The 16,345-nt window shown below is 71.5% G+C and carries 13 protein-coding genes; 4 read left to right on the top strand and 9 right to left on the bottom strand.

All coding sequences use genetic code 11. From position 1 onward, the window contains the following. Window positions 1–76: 76 nt before the first annotated feature. Window positions 77–772: a LuxR C-terminal-related transcriptional regulator gene (locus QMZ92_RS06525; RefSeq protein WP_138053602.1), complete on the bottom strand. Its 696-nt coding sequence runs from the start codon at window positions 770–772 to the stop codon at window positions 77–79. Then, window positions 769–2,043 (bottom strand): ATP-binding protein, encoded by a 1,275-nt coding sequence (locus QMZ92_RS06520; RefSeq protein ID WP_283296245.1) that lies wholly within the window; start codon window positions 2,041–2,043, stop codon window positions 769–771. Before QMZ92_RS06520 ends, QMZ92_RS06525 begins: the two co-directional genes overlap by 4 nt. Window positions 2,044–2,204: 161 nt before the next feature. On the opposite strand from QMZ92_RS06520, the gene QMZ92_RS06515 reads away from it, so the two are divergent. Both QMZ92_RS06515 and QMZ92_RS06510 read left to right on the top strand, forming a co-directional pair. Continuing rightward, a complete protein-coding gene (locus QMZ92_RS06515) occupies window positions 2,205–3,503 on the top strand; it encodes a PspC domain-containing protein (protein ID WP_283296244.1) in 1,299 nt (432 codons plus the stop codon). After that, entirely contained in the window at window positions 3,490–3,753 is a 264-nt protein-coding gene (locus QMZ92_RS06510; RefSeq protein ID WP_283296243.1) for a hypothetical protein, read from the top strand. The genes QMZ92_RS06515 and QMZ92_RS06510 overlap by 14 nt, the downstream gene beginning before the upstream one ends. Here the strand turns inward: QMZ92_RS06510 and QMZ92_RS06505 are convergent. The 4 genes from QMZ92_RS06505 to guaA all read right to left on the bottom strand — a co-directional run bounded on the left by QMZ92_RS06505 (window position 3,660) and on the right by guaA (window position 8,460). After that, the gene (locus tag QMZ92_RS06505) at window positions 3,660–4,178 is read right to left on the bottom strand and encodes a DoxX family membrane protein (RefSeq protein ID WP_283296242.1); all 519 of its coding nucleotides are present in this window, start codon (window positions 4,176–4,178) and stop codon (window positions 3,660–3,662) included. The two genes, QMZ92_RS06510 and QMZ92_RS06505, sit on opposite strands and share 94 nt — an antisense overlap. Before the next feature lie 90 nt (window positions 4,179–4,268). Further along, complete coding sequence (locus tag QMZ92_RS06500; protein WP_502962001.1) at window positions 4,269–5,510, bottom strand: hypothetical protein; 1,242 nt, start codon at window positions 5,508–5,510, stop codon at window positions 4,269–4,271. 134 nt (window positions 5,511–5,644) lie between these two features. Then, the gene (locus QMZ92_RS06495; RefSeq protein ID WP_283296317.1) at window positions 5,645–6,433 is read right to left on the bottom strand and encodes a class II aldolase/adducin family protein; all 789 of its coding nucleotides are present in this window, start codon (window positions 6,431–6,433) and stop codon (window positions 5,645–5,647) included. Window positions 6,434–6,840: 407 nt separating this feature from the next. Continuing rightward, the gene (gene guaA / locus QMZ92_RS06490) at window positions 6,841–8,460 is read right to left on the bottom strand and encodes a glutamine-hydrolyzing GMP synthase (protein WP_283296241.1); all 1,620 of its coding nucleotides are present in this window, start codon (window positions 8,458–8,460) and stop codon (window positions 6,841–6,843) included. A 308-nt stretch (window positions 8,461–8,768) separates the two neighbouring features. Between guaA and QMZ92_RS06485 the strand changes: the two genes are divergently transcribed. Further along, window positions 8,769–9,065 (top strand): chorismate mutase, encoded by a 297-nt coding sequence (locus QMZ92_RS06485; protein ID WP_283296240.1) that lies wholly within the window; start codon window positions 8,769–8,771, stop codon window positions 9,063–9,065. Between the two features lie 331 nt (window positions 9,066–9,396). Here QMZ92_RS06485 and QMZ92_RS06480 read toward each other — a convergent pair whose 3' ends face one another. Further along, window positions 9,397–11,055, bottom strand: a complete 1,659-nt coding sequence (locus QMZ92_RS06480) for a peptidase (protein ID WP_283296239.1) — start codon at window positions 11,053–11,055, stop codon at window positions 9,397–9,399. A gap of 336 nt (window positions 11,056–11,391) precedes the next feature. Between QMZ92_RS06480 and QMZ92_RS06475 the strand changes: the two genes are divergently transcribed. Continuing rightward, entirely contained in the window at window positions 11,392–12,480 is a 1,089-nt protein-coding gene (locus QMZ92_RS06475) for an LPXTG cell wall anchor domain-containing protein (RefSeq protein ID WP_283296238.1), read from the top strand. A gap of 71 nt (window positions 12,481–12,551) precedes the next feature. Here the strand turns inward: QMZ92_RS06475 and QMZ92_RS06470 are convergent, their stop codons facing one another. Both QMZ92_RS06470 and QMZ92_RS06465 read right to left on the bottom strand, forming a co-directional pair. Beyond that, window positions 12,552–14,390 carry a GMC family oxidoreductase gene (locus QMZ92_RS06470; RefSeq protein ID WP_283296237.1) on the bottom strand — a complete coding sequence of 613 codons (1,839 nt, stop codon included), beginning with the start codon at window positions 14,388–14,390 and terminating at the stop codon, window positions 12,552–12,554. Between the two features lie 98 nt (window positions 14,391–14,488). Continuing rightward, window positions 14,489–16,117, bottom strand: coding sequence for a succinic semialdehyde dehydrogenase (locus QMZ92_RS06465; protein ID WP_283296236.1), 1,629 nt, complete (start codon window positions 16,115–16,117; stop codon window positions 14,489–14,491). Window positions 16,118–16,345 lie beyond the last annotated feature (228 nt).

Here is a 16,345-nt window from a genome sequence, read left to right as displayed (position 1 = left end):
CCGGTGGTCCTCGCCTGCCCCGTCGTACCCGGCCGGGTCCTCACCGGCCGCGTGGTGCCCGCCGGGGCTCGCGGGCTCAGACCAGCCGTCGTGCCGTCGCCCAGCGCGTCAGCTCGTGCCGGTTCGACAGCTGCAGCTTCCTCAGCACCGCCGAGACGTGCGACTCCACCGTCTTCACCGAGATGAAGAGCTGCTTGGCGATCTCCTTGTACGCGTAGCCCCGGGCGATCAGCCGCAGCACCTCGCGCTCGCGCTGGGTGAGCCGGTCCAGGTCCTCGTCCACAGGAGGCGCGTCCGTCGAGGCGAACGCGTCGAGGACGAATCCGGCCAGCCGCGGCGAGAACACCGCGTCGCCCTCCTGGACCCGGAAGATCGAGTCGACCAGATCGGCACCGGTGATCGTCTTCGTCACATAGCCGCGTGCGCCGCCGCGGATCACGCCGATGACGTCCTCGGCGGCGTCCGACACGGACAGCGCCAGGAAGCGGACGGGGCGCTCGGCGGCCGCTGCCAGTCCTGCGCAGCGGCGCAGCACCTCCACGCCGCCGCCACCGGGCAGATGGACGTCGAGGAGCACCACCTCGGGACGGGTGGCAGTGATCACGGTGACGGCCTGGTCGACGTCGGCGGCCTCGCCGACGACCTCGACGCCCGTCTCCTCCGTCCTGCCGATCTCGGCCTGCACACCCGCGCGGAACATCCGGTGGTCGTCGACGAGCACGACCCGTACCCGGCGCTCCGTCCCCTCGGCTGCGTCGGTCTGCTCGGTCATCCGTCCGCCCTCTCCATCTCCAGCTCCACTTCGGTGCCTCCGCCGGGCACCGACCGCAGGCGCGCCGTCCCTCCGTTGCGCTGCATACGGCCGACGATCGATTCTCGTACGCCCATGCGGTCCTCCGGTACCGCGTCGGGGTCGAACCCCGGCCCCCGGTCGCGCACCGAGACGAACACCGTACGGCCCTCCACCTCCGCGTACACCTGTACGGGTCCGCCCTCGCCACCGTACTTCGCCGCGTTGACCATTGCTTCACGCGCGGCCTGCATCTGCGCCGTCAGCTTCTCGTCGAGCGGGCAGTCACCGACGACGACGACCTCCAGCGGGACGCCGTGCTTGTCCTCGACCTCCGCCGCGGCGCGCTTCACCGCGTCCGCGAGCATGGTGGGCTCCTCGTCCTCCTCCTTGCCGGTGCCCTCCGGCCGGTACAGCCAGTTGCGCAGCTCGCGCTCCTGGGCGCGGGCGAGCCGGCGCACCTCGCCCGCGTCGTCCGCGTTCCGCTGGATCAGGGTGAGGGTGTGCAGCACGGAGTCGTGGACATGGGCGGCGACCTCGGCACGCTCCTGGGCGCGGATGCGCATGAGGCGCTCCTCGGAGAGGTCCTGGGTCATCCGCACCAGCCACGGGCCGGCCAGCAGGGCCACACCGGCGATCACGGCCAGGGCGGCGGTCAGGACGTTGCCGAGCTGCGCGGCGGAGCCCCGGACGACCACGAAGACGGTCAGTCCCATGCCGACCAGCGCGACGCCCGCCAGGCCGCGCGCGAGCTGCAGCAGTCCGCGGCGCCGTTCGTCGCCGGTCCACTGCGCCCGACGGGCGTTGTCCGCCTGCCGCCACACCAGCACGACACCGGCGCCCGTCAGCAGCACCGGCCAGACGTAGCGGTTCGCGGGGCCGCCGAGGTCGATGTTGGCGACGAACACGACCGCGCCGATCAGCAGGGCGACCAGCGCGAACAGCTGCCCCTTGTCGGGCTTGCGCAGTCGTCGTCTACCGTCGGGTGCCGTCTCGAAGACGGGCTTGGGCTCGGCCGACCTGCCCCCGACGCCGAGCGGCACGGCGATCCAGAACACCGCGTAGAGCAACGCGCCGAGGCCGTCCGCCATGAAGAGCCCGAGGAAGACGAGCCGGACCCAGATCACCGGCAGGCCGAGGTGCCCCGCCAGCCCGCGCGCCACGCCGCCCAGCCAACGGCCCTCCGCGCTGCGGTACAGCCTGCGGGCGGCGGGCTCTTCGGTCTCGGGCGGACGGGCGGTGGCGACGGGCATGCCCCGATGGTCACACGGGCCCGGCCGTGGGGACATCAGGGCCGTCCCTGAGAGAGACCCTGAGCATCGGGGTCCCGCGCCGGGCCCCGGGGTGCGAAATCAGGGAAGGGCCAGGGTCGGGACGGCTGCCGCCCGCCGTGGCGGACCGCCACCATGGAGACATGACTCAGCCGACCGCCCCGCCCGCCGCGCCGCCGCCGCAGCCGCGGTTCCCGCCAGTGCTGCTGCGCCGGACCGCGCGGCACAAGGTCGTCGGCGGGGTCTGCGGGGGTCTCGGCCGGTACTGCGACGTCGACCCGGTGGTCTTCCGTATCGCCACGGGTGTGCTTGCGGTGACCGGCGGCATCGGTCTGATCTTCTACGGCTTCGCCTGGCTGCTGATCCCGCTGGAGGGCGAGGAGGAGAACGAGGCGCGGCGCGCCCTGTCCGGCCGGGTCGACGGGGCCGCCCTGGTCGCCGTGCTGCTGGCACTGCTCGGCTGCGGGCTGTTCCTGTCGATGCTGGGCAACGACGGGACGCTCGCGTTCTCCGCGCTGCTGTCGCTCGCCGTCGCGGGCGCCGCTGTGTGGTCGCGGCGGCGCACCACCGCCGCCCCGGACGGCGGGCCGCTGGACGCGGCGACCGCGCACGCCGTGTCGGAGGCCCCACCGGAGGCCAAGGCGCCCCCGACACCCGACAGCCCGTCCTGGTGGCGGGACCCGATCGTCAAGGACGGCACCACGGGGCCGGTGGCGACGGGCTACCTGTGGGGGCCGGCCGACGCCGCGCCGGGCACCGCCGCACTGCCCCGCGAGCAGCACCGCGCCACCCCGTCACCGCGCCCGCGCGGGCCCCGGGGCATCGCCGGAACCGTCTTCCTGCTCGCTCTGGTGGCGGGTGGTCTCGGCACGGGTCTGTCCTGGGAGTCGCAGCCGCTGGGCACCAGCCTGCAGACCGGGCTCGCCTGCGCGCTCGCCGTGTTCGGATTCGGCCTGGTGGTCGGCAGCCTCCTCGGCCGGATCGGCGGTGGCACGGTCCTGCTGACCGTGGTCACGGCCGTGCTCCTGACGGGTGCCTCCGTCCTGCCCGAGGAGATCAGCACCCAGTGGACGCGGACGGAGTGGCGGCCCGCGACGGCCGCCGCCGTCGCTCCGCGGTACCAGCTGGGCTCGGGCACGGCCACGCTCGACCTGAGCCGGGTGGCGGTGCCGCCGGAGGGGACGGTGAGCACCGTCGCGGAGGTCGGCGCGGGCCGGTTGAGGGTCGTGCTGCCCCCGAACGCCACGGTGCGGATCCGGGCCCGCGCCGGCGTCGGTGACGTCCGGCTGCCCGGGGATCCGGTGAACGACGTGGACGTCGCCCCGGACAGGCACCGCACGGATACGCTCGCTCCGCCCACCGGTGCGGGGCCCGCGGGCACGCTCGACCTCGATCTGACGGTCGCGCTCGGACAGGTGGAGGTCACCCGTGCTGCTTCATGAGTTCCGTCCGGGGAGGCTGATCGCGGGCACGGCGGCCCTGGGGACCGCCGCGGCCTATCTCGGTGACGCGGCCGGAGCCTGGCAGGCCCCGTGGTTCACGGCCCTTCCGCTGATGTCCGGCGGCCTCTTCCTCGCCGCCGTCGCCACCTTCGTCCACTACCGGCTGCGTCGGCGCCGTTCCGCGATCGCCGCGTCCAGCGAGAACACGGAGGCGCCGGCGAGCACCAGCGGCAGCCAGGCCACCAGGTAGGCCAGATCGTTCCCGTAGTAGTACGGCTCGGTCTGCCAGCTGACGGTCAGCCACAGGCTCAGCGAGATCAGCGCCCCGCCGAGGGCGGCCAGCCGCGCGAGCAGCCCCAGCAGGGTGCCGACGCCGACGGCCAGTTCACCGAAGGCCATCGCGTAGCCGAAGCCCTCGGGGCTCTTCAGGGCCATGTCCACGAGCGCGGGCACGGCGGAGCTGTTCCGCACGTTGGTCATCAGCTCGCCGATGGAGCCGGTACCGCTCGCGGAGATGAACGCGCTGTCGAGGAGCTTGTCCAGTCCCGCGTAGACGAAGGTCACTCCGAGGAACAGCCGCAGCGGCAGCAGCGAGTAGCGCGCCGCGCGTTCCTTCCAGTCGGTGCCCACGTCGTCGGTCGCGTACGTCGCCGTCGTCCGGTACACATGCGTCATCGTCGCCTCCGTGTCTCACCCGGCTGCGACGATTGTCCCCACCTCCTGCCCCCGTGAACACGGGGGCGGCGGCCGTACGGCTCAGCCCGGTCAGTCCACGACGTCGACGGCCATCCGGTTCGACTCGGCACCCGCCGCCGTCACGACCTGCACCTCGACCCTTCCGGGCTCGACCTCGGCCGGCACCGGGACCGTGATGCTCGTATCACTGGGGCTGGTGAATCCGCCGGGGACCGGGACCAGCGGCACATGGACGTGGACCGAGCCGATCCGGACGGTCATCAGCGCGAGCCGGTCGGGGTTCCCGGCGCCCGGCGGCACGAACCCGGCGCCCCGGATCTCGATGTCGTCGCCGATGCGGACGGGACCGTCGAAGCCGCCGGGCTCCCTGGCGCGGACGACGGACAGGACGACCGGGCGGCCGCCCTCCGCGTATTTCCCGGCGAGGTAGACCCCCGCCGAGACCAGGACCAGCACGGTCAGACCCCACGGCAGCTCCGGCAACCGGTCGGGCCGGCGGGCCAGCAGCACCGTCGCGCAGACGAGGGCGACCCCGCCGACGAGGACGTACTGGGCGTCCGGGAAGCTGCCGCGACCCGCGTCGTCACACACCAGGTCCGCGGGCCGGGGCCGGTCCGCCTCCACCTTCTGCAGCCGCTGGGTGATGATGCGCACGGTGACGACACGGCGGACGACGACGGCGATCAGGGAGACGGCGGCCGTGATCGTGAGCAGTCCGGCGCCCTGGGCGAGGCCGAGTCCGGCGGGGGCCGACGCGGCGAGCCGGAACGCCAGGAACAGCACGGTGTAGGCGGCGAACAACACCCACGCGGCGGCCACCGCCCGCGAGGTCGACAGCCGGTTGTCCTCGCCGACGAGCGGTGCGAGCAGTCCGCCGTGCGCCCGGTGGAGCCGGGCCGCCCCGGTGAGCAGCCCGGCCAGACAGACGGCGGCGGCGAGGCAGGCGGTGCGGGCCACGGTCCAGCCGGAGCCGATCGCGGTCACGGCCTGCACCAGGAGGAGCAGCACGACCCAGCCCCACAGCACCATCAGGGTGCGCCGCCAGACGCGGGTGAGCCACGACTCCCCGGCGGCGCGGCTGCGCTCGGCGACCGCACGGGCCGACTCGGTCAGCTCGTCGGAGATCCACTGACGGGTGCCGCCCGCGGAGGAGGCGACCTGGGCGGGCAGCCCGCGTCCCCCGGCGAGTTCGTCGCGCCTGGCCAGGAACCGGGCGACGGCCCTCCGGTGCCCCTCGCGTCTGCCGTGCGGGCAGTCGCCACAGGTACATCCACCGCCGTGCACGCTCTGTCCCGCTTCCTGCACCGCCACGGCGACGCACCCTTCCCCGGTAGGCAGCTTCGGCAACCAACCCGTGATTCAAAGGAATTGTGCCGTACGGACGAGGCTGCGCGAGCCTCGGGAAGCAGGCGCGGGGGTGATTTCCGCACGATCAAATTGACGTACTAAGACATGAGTTCGGGTTCTTCGGTGGCGATCCGACGCCACAGGGGCTGGTAGCTGATCCATGCGACGAGATCGCCGCCGAGCTGCTCACGGGTGGCGAGCGCGTCGCGGTGGTCGATGAGCACCGGCTTCCCGGCGGCCCGGGCGCTCAGCTGCACCTGCGCGCAGCGCTCCATGGAGACGAACCACCAGGCCGCCGCGTCGACCGAGTCCCCGACCGTGAGGAGCCCGTGGTTGCGCAGGATGACCGCCTTGTACGGGCCGAGCGCGGCCGCGACGCGCCTGCCCTCCTCCGCGTCGACGGCCACGCCCGTGTAGGCGTCGTACAGTGCGTGGGCCTGGTAGAAGGCGCACGCCTCCTGGGAGATCGGGTCCAGCAGTTCACCGAGCGCGGCCAGCGCCCGGCCGTGGACGGAGTGGCTGTGCACGACGGCGACGGTCTCGGGCCGGGCCCGGTGCACGGCGGCGTGCACGGCGAACGCGGCCTGGTTGACGTGCCGGGTGCCGAGGACGACCTGTCCGTCCCCGTTGACCAGGATCAGCCTGCCTGCCGTCATCGTGGCGAACGGCTCCCCGAACGGGTTGACCCAGAAGCAGTCCGGCACCTCCGGGTCCCGCACGCTGATGTGCCCGGCGACGCCGTCCTCGTACCCGAACCGGGCGAACAGCCGCAGCGCGCCGGCCAGCCGCTGCTTCCGGTACACACGTTCATCCGCCAAGGACTCGTGCACGGGCGGCATGGCGAAGTGCAGCCGTTCGGCGGGTATCGGCTCCGGCATGTCGGTCATGGCGCGGAAGGTACCTCCGAGTGCGCCAACTGGCCATATACGGCGCGCACCTTGCACGGGACCGGAGGTGCACGGCCGCACGTGGGAGGTGGGGTGGGGGACGGGCCTGGCCCCGCGGTGGCGGCCGGCTCGGAGACGGTCGATGTCCGCGAGGTCGATGTCGATGCCGAAGGGGACGGAGACCTTGAGCCGGTCGCGGGAGGTGCCGCCCGGCACATAGACGCGCGACTCCTTGTCGAGCTCGAGGACGTGGACCACCGGCCGTTCGTCGGCGGCCATCTCGACGCGCCAGAAGTACGGGATGCCCGCGCCCGCGTACCGGTGCGGCTCGACTACCAACCGTGACCGCCGACGCCGCCACCCGAACGTATGAGCGACGGCGTCGGTGTTGACCTACGGAGCGGGGGTCACTCCCACTCGATGGTGCCCGGCGGCTTCGACGTCACGTCGAGGACGACGCGGTTCACGTCGGCGACCTCGTTGGTGATACGGGTCGAGATCTTCGCCAGGACGTCGTACGGCATCCGCGTCCAGTCCGCCGTCATCGCGTCCTCGGACGAGACCGGGCGGAGCACGATCGGGTGGCCGTAGGTACGGCCGTCGCCCTGGACGCCGACGGAGCGCACGTCCGCGAGCAGGACCACCGGGCACTGCCAGATGTCGCGGTCGAGACCGGCGGCGGTTAGCTCCTCGCGGGCGATCGAGTCGGCCTCGCGCAGCAGGTCCAGGCGCTCCTTGGTGACCTCGCCGACGATACGGATGCCGAGACCGGGGCCCGGGAACGGCTGGCGCTGGACGATCTCCTCCGGCAGGCCCAGCTCCTGGCCGACCATCCGGACCTCGTCCTTGAACAGCTTCCGCAGCGGCTCGATGAGCTCGAACTCGAGGTCCTCGGGGAGACCACCGACGTTGTGGTGCGACTTGATGTTCGCCGTGCCCGTGCCGCCGCCGGACTCCACCACGTCCGGGTAGAGCGTGCCCTGGACCAGGAACTGCACCGGCTGCTCGCCGTGCTCACCCGCCGCCTCGGCGACGATCTCGGCCTGCGCCTGCTCGAAGACTCGGATGAACTCCCGGCCGATGATCTTCCGCTTCTCCTCGGGGTCGGAGACCCCGGCGAGCGCGTCGAGGAAGCGCTGCTCGGCGTCGACGACCTTCAGGGAGACGCCGGTCGCGGCGACGAAGTCCTTCTCGACCTGCTCGGTCTCGCCCTTGCGCATCAGGCCGTGGTCGACGTACACGCAGGTCAGCTGTGAGCCGATGGCCTTCTGCACGAGCGCGGCCGCGACGGCGGAGTCGACACCGCCGGACAGTCCGCAGATGGCGCGCTTGTCGCCGACCTGCTCACGGATCGCGGCGACCTGCTCCTCGATCACATTGCCCGTCGTCCACGTCGGCTCGATGCCCGCGCCGCGGTAGAGGAAGTGCTCCAGGACCTGCTGGCCGTAGGTGGAGTGCATCACCTCGGGGTGGTGCTGGACGCCGTAGAGCTTCTTCTCGTCGTTCTCGAACGCGGCCACGGGCACAACGGCCGTGGAGGCGGTGACGGTGAAGCCCTCGGGAGCCGCGGAGCAGGCGTCGCCGTGCGACATCCAGACCTGCTGCTCGGCCGGGGTGCCCTCGAAGAGCGTCGAGCCGGCCTTGCTGACGTGCAGGTCGGTACGGCCGTACTCACGGGCGCCGGAGTTGTCGACGGTGCCGCCGAGCGTCTGCGCCATCAGCTGGAACCCGTAGCACATGCCGAAGACGGGGACTCCGGCCTCGAACAGCGCACGGTCGAGGCGCGGGGCACCCTCCGCGTACACGGAGGACGGGCCGCCGGAGAGGATGATCGCCGCGGGCTTCCTGGCCAGCATCTCCTGCACCGGCATGGTGGACGGGACGATCTCGCTGTAGACGCGCGCCTCACGGACGCGGCGGGCGATGAGCTGGGCGTACTGGGCGCCGAAGTCGACAACGAGGACCACGTCCGGGGTCGTGTCCGGGTTGGTGACGTCGGGCGCGGCAGCGGGGGACGCAGATGACACTACGGCGGCCTTCCGGCGGTGGATGGAGGGGGGCTCTGTCAGTCGATTCTACCGGCGCCGCGGTACCGCTCTTCGTCTCACCATCCGAACCCGCGTTGGCCCCGGCGGGGGCATGGGGGTCATACTGACCCCCATGCGCAAGCACTCGACCTTCTTCTTTACCTATGGCACCCGGCCCGCCGGCTGCCATGGACGTGCTGCTTGAGCAACTGACAAGCGACTTCCCAGGCGCCCCGGGCCGACAAGGCCCGGGGCGTCCTGTCGTTTCCGGGCCCGGTCGGTACGGGGCCTGCACCCAAGGAGCCTCCGTGCCCGCCACCGACACCGCAGCCCGTCCCGACACCAGCGCCCGCACCGACGAGGCCGCGGACCTGATCAACGGCGCCCGCGACCGCATCGACTCCCTCGACGACCGGATCATCGGGCTGATCCAGGAACGGATGGCCGTCTCGGCCGTCATCCAGGAGGCCCGGATCACGTCCGGGGGCCGCCGGGTGAACCTCTCGCGTGAGATGGAGGTGCTCGGTCACTACAGGGAGGCGCTCGGCAAGCCGGGGACGGCGCTGGCGATGACGCTGCTGGAGCTGTGCCGCGGCCGCGTCTGAACGGTACGCCGTGCGCCGTGGTCCCCAGGATGCGCGCAGTTCCCGCCCGGAGATGCTGCGCGTTGCCCGGTGGGGCGCGCCGTGCGCGGCCGCCGTGCCTGCGCGGATTCCCGCCGCACGTTGTACGCACATCCGTACGGGCGCGCTCTCACCCGTACGGCCCGTGTCCGGTCCCTGAGCGCTTCGTTGGTACCGATGTCCGTGCCAGCCAGGGGCGGGCCCCGAAGGAAAGATCCACGCGTGGCTCCGCCGGGGCGTGTGACGTACCGGAGGTACGTCTTGGGACCTCGCCCCGGCGAGCGTGACCGGTCGGCAGGGGACAGCAGCCCGGTCACCCCAAGGCGGCCGGTTCCGGGGACGCCCGGAACCGGCCGCATCCGGCCGAGGAGCCGGTGGAGGCCAGATCCCCGTCGACCGTGGTGTCGCCCACGGCCGATTCGCCGGACGCGCCGCCCGTGGACGGCGCACCGTCTCCACCGGTCGAACCGCCCGCAGTGGAACCGCCCGACGTACCGCCGGAGGTTCCGCCGGACGCGGAGGAACCCGAGTCCTTGCCGTTCAGCACCAGTTGGGCCGTGTTGTTGCCCTTCACCGGGTCGAATGCCAGCGCCGGCCGGGACTCGTACCAGTTCCGCACGGTGACGGTACCGGTCGCGCTCTCGACGACCTTCTCGATCTTCATGGCGAACGGCAGCGCGAAGTTCTCGTCCTCCAGCACGATGGACGGCACCGCGCACAGGTAGCGCGGCGCGCCGAGCTGCTTCTCGCGCTCCTCGCCCGCAGAGGTCACGCCGTCGCAGTTCGCCGGCTTCTCGGTGACCACGGCACCCTGCGGGATCGTGACGTCGACGGTGCCGATGTTCTCGCCGGAACGGAGGTACCCGACCCACGCGGGACCGTTGTTGCGGAAGCCGACCGTCGTCCCCGTCTCACCTTCGGCGGCCTTCGGGACGCTCCCGCCGTAGGCCGCGAAGTCCGCTGTGTTCCTCGCCCGGATCGGCTGCTCCTGCTGGTTGTTCCACGGGTCGAGGTCCGTGGCACGGGCCTTCACGGTCTTCCTGTTCAGCGAGAGCTCGACGCCCGCACCCTTGTCGAAGGCCGCTCCGGTGCGCTGCGCGGCGCGCTCCGCGGGGCTGTCCTCGTTCACTCGGTGGATGAAGTCCTCGATGTAGGCGTGCTCGGCGGCCTTGACCGTGAGCGGCCGGGACAGCTCGTACACCTCGCCGGGTTCGAAGGTGCCCTCGAAGGCGCAGATCGCCTTCGCGTAGGCGGTCTCGAACGAGCCGTCGACGCCCTTGGTGTACTCGCAGTTGGAGTAGCGCTCGGGGATCTCGATGCCGCGCGAGTAGATCAGCGTGAGGAGGACGCCCTCGGCGGCGGTGGTGCCGGCGTTGGCGAAGGTGATCCTTGCCGGCTGGGCGTCGCCCGGCGCGACCTCCTGCTCGAGGTTCAGCGGCTCCATCACCAGGTCCGGACCGCCGATGACGATTCGGGTCGAGGCGGTGGTGAAGGTCGCGCCCTCGGCGGAGCCGGTGACCTCGATGTCACCGGTTGCGCCGATCTCGCCGCCCTTGGCCGCGGACACCTCCAGCTCGGCGACACTGCTCAGGCCGACCCAGACGCCGCAGTCCGTGCACACACCCTTGGTGCCGGTGATCCTGCAGTCGGAGCTCCCGGTCTCGCCGAACCTGACGTCGGCGACGCCGGCGAGTCCGCTGAGGTCGAACGTGACGGTGTGCTCGCCGTCGAAGTCACCGTTCTCCACGTCCTCGGACGGGTTGTTCACGGTGAAGTCGACGGTCGTGCTGTGCGGCTCCCCACTGCCCGGATGCGGCCGCAGCGCCACCTCGGCCGGCCCGCCGAGCGTGAACACCGGGTCGACGGCGTACGCGGGTGCCGCGCCGATCCCGGCCGCTGCGAGCAGTCCGGCCGTCGCGAGGCCGGCTGCGGTGCGGCGCAGTGCGGACTGATCCACGGAACGACGTCTCATCTACTACGACCTCCTGTTCGGAGGAATCCTGTGGGCCGTGTGACACGGCAGCCGATTCGACCAGGAGAGGGCGCGCACGGTTGTGCATGTACAGATCACGGATCGGAACGCCGCGCGGAGCGGGCACCTCGACCGCCATATGCCCGCGGCACTGTGTCGGGCGTCACATAAATTCTGTGTGAGTTCCTGTGCAACCAATTGCACTGGTCACAGGTCATGCATGCGGAACCAACGGCCACACCCGTACCCCCATAGCCGGGAGGGCCCCACAGACTCCGTGCCGCGTGACGCGGCACGCCGGACTTCACTGAGGTCTTGATGAAGCTTCGCCGCGCTATGGCTGTCGCTGCCGCGACCGCTGTCATAGCCCCTGCCGCCTTCCTGGCGGCGCCGGCCGCCTACGCGACTGACGGCACCACCAGCACGACGTCCACCGCCGGCTCAACTGGTGACACGGAGACCCCGACAACGGAGGACGACGCGGCGAAGACCGAGACGCCCTCCGCTGAGGACGACGCGAACAACGCAGAGAACCCGGCCACGGAAGAGGACACGGCCAAGGACGACGCCACCGAGGAGGACACCTCCAAGGACGACGCCGGCAAGGACGACTCGACCAAGGACGACGCCACCGAGGAGGACACCTCCAAGGACGACGCCGGCAAGGACGAGAACGCCGACGAGGAGCCGGGCGACGACGAGGAGTTCCTGCCGTACTGCGAGGAGGTCGACGAGAACTTCGAGGAGAAGGCTCTCGACGTCCAGATCTCCGGCCTGCCCGGCAAGATCGTCGCGGGCAGCGCCCCCGAGGAGTTCAACCTCACCATCACGAACAAGTCGGAGACCGACCTCAAGCAGGTCGCTTTCTACGCCGAGGTTGAGAACTACGAGTACGAGGACGCGGACAAGTTCCTCAGCAAGTACGTCGACCTGGAGTTCAAGCTTCCCGGCACCAACGAGTGGGTTGGCATCGGGAACGAGGAGTGGGCCGGCGACTACTTCTGGGGCGTCGAGACCATGAAGTCCCAGGACTTCGTGAAGATCGACCTGCGTCTCGCCATCGACAAGAACGCTCCGGCAGGCGACAGCTACTCCTTCGGCTCGGGCGGCTACCTCGGTGACGTCAAGGGCCAGGAGTGCATCGCCGAGAACGCGGGCCAGGTCGTGGACTTCGTCGTCCTGAAGCCGGGCTCCTCGAACGAGAACCCGGGCGAGGCCAAGCCGGGCGACCAGAAGCCCGGGGACAAGGGCCCCGACACCAGGCCCCAGGGTGAGATCAAGGAGATCCCCGTCACCGGCAGCCTCGCCGAGACCGGTTCCTCCTCCGTGCTCCCGGCCATCGGCATCGCCGGCGGTATCGCCGTCGTCGCCGGCGCCGGTGTCGTCTTCGCGATGAAGCGCCGCAAGGGCGACGCCGTCGCGTAACGCACCGCACCGAGCAAGAGAGGCGCTGCACTCGGAGGGGGGTGCAGCGCCTCTCGTCTGTTCAGGGGCGGTCAGGACGACTTCGGCGGGACCGTCGGCATGCCGAGGAACGGCAGGTTCAGGGCTCCGAAGGCGTCCGCGGGAACGGCGGGGGCCTTGGGCGCGACCGGGGCCAGGCGTTCGTAGGCGGCGCCCTGTTCGGGGCGCGGGTCCGACTCGCCCTTGTTGGGCCAGAAGGACATCGCTCGCTCGGCCTGGGCCGTGATCGTCAGGGACGGGTTCACACCCAGGTTCGCGGACACCGAGGCGCCGTCGACGACCGAGATGCCGGGGTGGCCGTACAGGCGGTGGTACGGGTCGATGACGCCGGTCTCCGCCGTGGCGCCGATGGGGCAGCCGCCGAGGAAATGGGCGGTGAGCGGGGTGCCGATCAGCTCGCCGATATTGGATCCGGCGAAACCGTTGATCTCCTCGGCGAGGAGCGTCGCGGCGCGCGTGGCCTCGGGGATCTGGCCGGGGTTCGGGGCTCCGTGCCCCTGGCGGGCGGTCAGCAGGCCCTTGCCGACGCCCTTGGGCTTGCGGTAGGTCGTCAGCGAGTTGTCCAGGGACTGCATCACGAGTCCGATGATGGTCCGCTCCGACCAGCGGCGGTTGGAGAGCGCCCGGACGGTGCGCCACGGGTGCCGGGCGCAGTTGGCGAGCCAGCCCAGAACGCGCCGCGAGCTGTACGGGACCTGGAGGACGGTCATCCCGCCCATCGCGTTGGAGCCCTTGCCGTAGCGGACCGGCTCGATGTGGGTGCTGGCGTCCGGGTGGATCGAGGACGTGATCGCGACGCCGCGGGTGAAGTCCACCCTGTCCTTGCCGTGGCGCTTGCGGTAGCGCCGGTTGTCGGTCTGGGCCCCGACGATGGCCTCGGAGTTGGTGCGGGTCAGCTCGCCCAGCCGGGCGGAGAGGCGCGGCAGGAGCCCGTCGTCCTTCATCCGATGCAGGAGGGTCTGGGTGCCGTACGTGCCGGCGGCGACGACGACCCGCCGGGCCGTGAACGTACGGCCGCCGCCCTTGCGCCGGCCGTCGCTGGGGACGGTGCCGACCTCGAAGCCGCCGCGGGAGTCCTCACGCACCGTGACCACCGACGTCATGGGGTGGATGACGGCTCCCGCCCTCTCGGCGAGGTGGAGGTAGTTCTCGTTCAGCGTGTTCTTGGCGCCGTGGCGGCAGCCCGTCATGCACTCGCCGCACTCCGTGCAGGCGCGACGCGAGGGCCCGGCCCCGCCGAAGTACGGGTCCGGGACCTCGGCCCCGGGCTCTGCCTTCGGCGTGCCGGTGCCGTCCTCGCCGACCGCGTCCCTGCCGTCGCCGAAGAAGACGCCGACGGGGGCCATGTGGAAGGTGTCGCCGACGCCCATCGCCTGTGCGGTGGCCTTCAGATGGACGTCCGACGGGGTCATGGTCGGGTTGAGCCGCACCCCGAGCATGCGCTTGGCCTGGTCGTAGTAGGGCTTCAGCTCGTCCTGCCAGTCCGTGATGTCCTTCCACTGCGGATCGTTGAAGAACGGCGCGGGCGGCACGTAGAGCGTGTTGGCGTAGTTCAGCGAGCCGCCGCCGACTCCGGCGCCGGCCAGCACCATCACATTGCCCAGCAGGTGGATGCGCTGGATGCCGAAGAGGCCGAGCGCCGGAGCCCAGAGGTAGTTGCGCAGGTCCCAGGAGTTCTTCGGCAGGGTCTCCCGGGTGAAGCGGCGGCCCGCCTCCAGGACGCCGACGCGGTAGCCCTTCTCGGTGAGACGCAGCGCGGAGACCGAGCCGCCGAAGCCCGAGCCGACGACGACGACGTCGTAGTCGTACGCGGAATCCGCGTCGCTCTCGCCCCGGTCACCCGGTTCGTGGGCAGGGAAGTCCTCGGACATGGCTCTCCTCGTGGAAAACGTGCGGGTGCGGGCGGCACCGGGGCGTGTGGCGAAGGTCCCTCCTGGCCTGCGGGACGGACGGACGGAGCTGCTCCGCCCTAGCGCAGCCGCAGGGCCTTCATCACCTTCAGGGACGTGCTCATGAACGCCGCGTACTTCTCGTCGTCCATGCCGAAGGACGGGGCGAGCGGGATCAGCCGCTGCTGCGCCACGGTCTGGGCCTCGGTGTACTTGAGGATGCCCTCGGAGCCGTGGCGCCGGCTGAGACCGGAGTCCTTCATGCCGCCCATCGGCGACTGCACGCTGCCGTATGCGGGCGCATAACCCTCGTTGATGTTGACGGTGCCCGTGCGCAGCCGGGCCGCGACCGCGTGACCTCGCCTGCCGTCCCTGGTCCAGACACTGGAGTTGAGGCCGTACGGGGTGGCGTTGGCCTGCTCGACGACGTCGTCCTCGTCCGTGAACCGGTAGACCGAGACGACGGGGCCGAAGGTCTCCTCGGTGCAGACGGACATCGGCGCCTCGACCCCGTCGAGGATGGTCGGCTCGTAGAACAGCGGGCCTATGTCGGTGCGGTGGACGCCGCCCGCGACGAGGGTGGCGCCCTTGGCGACGGCCTCCTCGACGTGCCGCTTGACCGTCTCCAGCTGGCGCTCGCCGACCAGGGACCCCATGTCGGCGCCGTACGCGAGGGCACTGCCCAGCCGCATGGCCTTCGTACGGGCCGCGAAGCGCTCCACGAACGCGTCGGCGACCGACTCGTGCACGTACAGCCGCTCGATGGAGATGCAGAGCTGCCCGGCGGAGGAGAAGCAGGCCCGGACGGCGCCGGCCGCGGCCTTGTCGATGTCGGCGTCGTGCAGCACCAGCATGGCGTTCTTGCCGCCGAGTTCGAGGGAGACGCCGACGAGACGGGCCGCGGCACCCCGGGCGACCTCCCGGCCGGTGCGGGTGGATCCCGTGAACGAGACGTAGTCGGCGTGCCTCACGACCTCGGGGCCCACGACCGGTCCCTCACCGAGGACGACCTGGAAGACACCTGCCGGGAGCCCTGCCTCGATCAGCAGGTCACGGGCCCAGAGTGCGGTGAGCGCGGTCTCGGTGTCGGGCTTCATCACGACGGCGTTGCCGGAGACGAACGCGGGAAGCGCGTCGCCGACCGACAGCTCCAGGGGGTAGTTCCAGGGGGCGATCTGGCCGACCACCCCGCGCGGCTGGCGCAGTTCGGTGGTCTTGGTGAGGACGGGAACGACACCGGCGTGCCGCTTGGGCCTCAGATAGGAAGGCGCTTTCCGGCCGTAGTGGCGGGCGGCCACGGCGACGGCCAGGACCTCCTCGTGGGCGTGCAGACGGGCCTTGCCGGTCTCCAGCTGGATGAGGTCCAGCACCTCGGCCTGACGCTCCAGGACCAGGTCGTGGAAGCGCAGCAGCACGGCGGCGCGGGCGCGCGGGGAGGTCGCGGCCCAGGCGGGCTGGGCGGCCCGGGCGCGGGCGAAGGCCTCGGCCACGTCCTCGGGGGTGGACTCGGGCAGCTCCGCCAGCTTCTCCCCGGTGAACGGAGTGTGGTTGGCGGTACGGCCGGAGCCGACGACGCCCCGGGTGAGCTGGGCGACCACCTCGGGGGTGACCACGTCGGCGGCGGTGCGCGCGCCGGCCGGGGCGGCGGCGGTGGGGTTGGTGCCGAGGGCGCCGGTGTGCTGGGCGGCGGGGGCCTGCGAGTCCGTCATGGGGGCGAGAGTATGACGCAATCAAGGCTTTGGGTACCCGTCGGTAACAGCTTTTCGCCAGGTCCACACATTGCGCCAGTGATCACTGGCAGAGAAGCCCTGATCAGGGGCTTGTGACGCCCCGCGCCATCCCCATCGCCACATTTCCGGGTTCGACGCGCTCCCCCGCGCCCGGGAGGAGGGCCGAACGCTCCGGCCGCCTCCGGCCGTCGTCCGGCGGGGATCCAC

Origin of the sequence: Streptomyces sp. HNM0645, from assembly GCF_030056615.1 — a bacterium.
GTDB classification, from domain to species: Bacteria; Actinomycetota; Actinomycetes; order Streptomycetales; family Streptomycetaceae; genus Streptomyces; species Streptomyces marianii.
The sequence above is the reverse complement of the archived record's forward strand: the minus strand, read 5'-3'. Positions and strand labels throughout refer to the sequence as shown.